This window comes from Streptomyces sp. IMTB 2501, assembly GCF_001953885.1.
Taxonomy (GTDB): Bacteria; Actinomycetota; Actinomycetes; order Streptomycetales; family Streptomycetaceae; genus Streptomyces.
The window spans coordinates 1-1,267 of sequence record NZ_MQUS01000090.1 but is presented as its reverse complement, the minus strand read 5'-3'; the positions used below and the strand labels follow the sequence as shown (position 1 = coordinate 1,267).

The following is a 1,267-nucleotide window of genomic DNA, read 5'->3' as shown; positions in this document are numbered from 1 at the left end:
GGACTGCAAACTGGGCGGCGGCTGTTCGAAGACCGGTGTGCAGACCGGCAACGGGAACGCGGACGTCGAGATGGTGGTCCACATATCCGCGGACCGTTCCAACGCGACGGTGATGAGCATCCCGCGTGACACCATGACCCAGGTCCCGGCCTGCAGGGACAGCCAGTCGGGCCAGTCCACGCCGGGCTACTACGGCCAGATCAACAGCGCTCTCTCCTACGGTCCGGCCTGCCAGGTGGCCACCATCCACCAGCTCACCGGTATTCCGATCGATCACTTCGTGAAGCTGGACTTCTCGGGTGTGGTGAAGATGTCCGACGCGGTGGGCGGTGTTCCCGTCTGTGTGAGCGACGACGTCTACGACACCTACTCGCATCTGAAGCTGTCCCAGGGCTCGCACACCCTCAAGGGCGAGGCGGCGCTGGAGTTCGTCCGCTCCCGGCACGGTTTCGGTGACGGCAGCGACCTGGGCCGTACGGTCTCGCAGCACATCTTCCTCAGCGCGATGATCCGCAAGTTCAAGAGCGCGGGCACGCTCACCGACCCCACCGCCGTGTACGGTCTGGCGGACGCGGCGACCAGGGCGCTGACCGTGGACGACGGCCTGGGCAGCGTGAACAAGCTGATCTCGCTCGCGTCGGACGTGAACAAGGTGCCGACGAAACGGATGACGTTCACGACGATGCAGACGGCCGCGGACCCGAACAACAAGGAACGGGTGGTCGTGGGCCCGGGCGCCAGGACCCTGTTCTCGACCATCGCCAACGACCAGTCGCTGACCACCGGTTCCGGGCAGAAGGCCGCGGCGGCCTCGGCGACCGCGAAACCCGCCACGCCCGCCGCCCCGGCGGTACCGGCCTCGCAGATCGCCGTCACGGTCGAGAACGGCACCGCGGTCACCGGCCGCGCCTCGGCCATCGCCTCCGCGCTGACCGACCAGGGCTTCAGTACCGCCACCACCACGGCCAACGCGCCCAGCCCCGCGACGACCACGACCCTGACCTACGGCGCCGGCCGGCAGGCCGAAGCGCAGACGGCCGCCAAGGCACTGGGCCTGTCCGGCTCGCATCTGAAGCAGGGCACCGGTACGGGCCTGACCCTGGTCATCGGCAGCGACTGGCCCAGCGGCACCAGCTTCCCCGGCGGCGCCTCCCAGCCCGCGCCCGCGGACACCAAGACCGCCGTCGGAGGCGCCCACGCCTCCACCGCCGACCAGGCCAAGACCTGCGCCAAGGTCAGCCCCTACAAGACGGTCAACCTCAACGGC

1 protein-coding gene is annotated in these 1,267 nt (G+C 69.2%); it reads left to right on the top strand.

Annotated elements, in window-relative coordinates; translation table 11 throughout:
• On the top strand, window positions 1-1,267 hold a 1,267-nt coding region (locus tag AV521_RS46225), incomplete at both ends, for an LCP family protein (protein ID WP_076097940.1).